Genomic DNA, 274 nt, shown 5'->3' on the forward strand with positions numbered 1-274 from the left:
CCTCCAATTCTCTCCCCCATACCCCCCCCCATCACCACCTTCTCCACGTACCACCACCCTACTTTCTCATACTCCCCAACAATTCTATATATCACATCCCCAATAACCACATTTCCCTCTTCTTCTTCCACTACCCATCCTCCCCCCACAACTTCCGCTCTCTTCTTCCTCCTCATTACTACCTCTCCACAATCCACTTCATTCTTCCTCAACCGTTCAATCATCCCTTCCAATACTTTATTCTCTTCAGCCATATATTTTCCACACGTCACCC

General features: G+C 47.8%; 1 protein-coding gene. It reads right to left on the reverse strand.

The annotated features are described in order from the left end of the window. The coding region (locus FS507_RS16935; protein WP_145943842.1) for a hypothetical protein at nt 1-254 on the reverse strand (254 nt) is incomplete at its 3' end. Between the last annotated feature and the right edge of the window lie 20 nt (nt 255-274).

It is taken from the genome of Corynebacterium glyciniphilum AJ 3170, assembly GCF_007673095.1.
Classification (GTDB): Bacteria; Actinomycetota; Actinomycetes; order Mycobacteriales; family Mycobacteriaceae; genus Corynebacterium.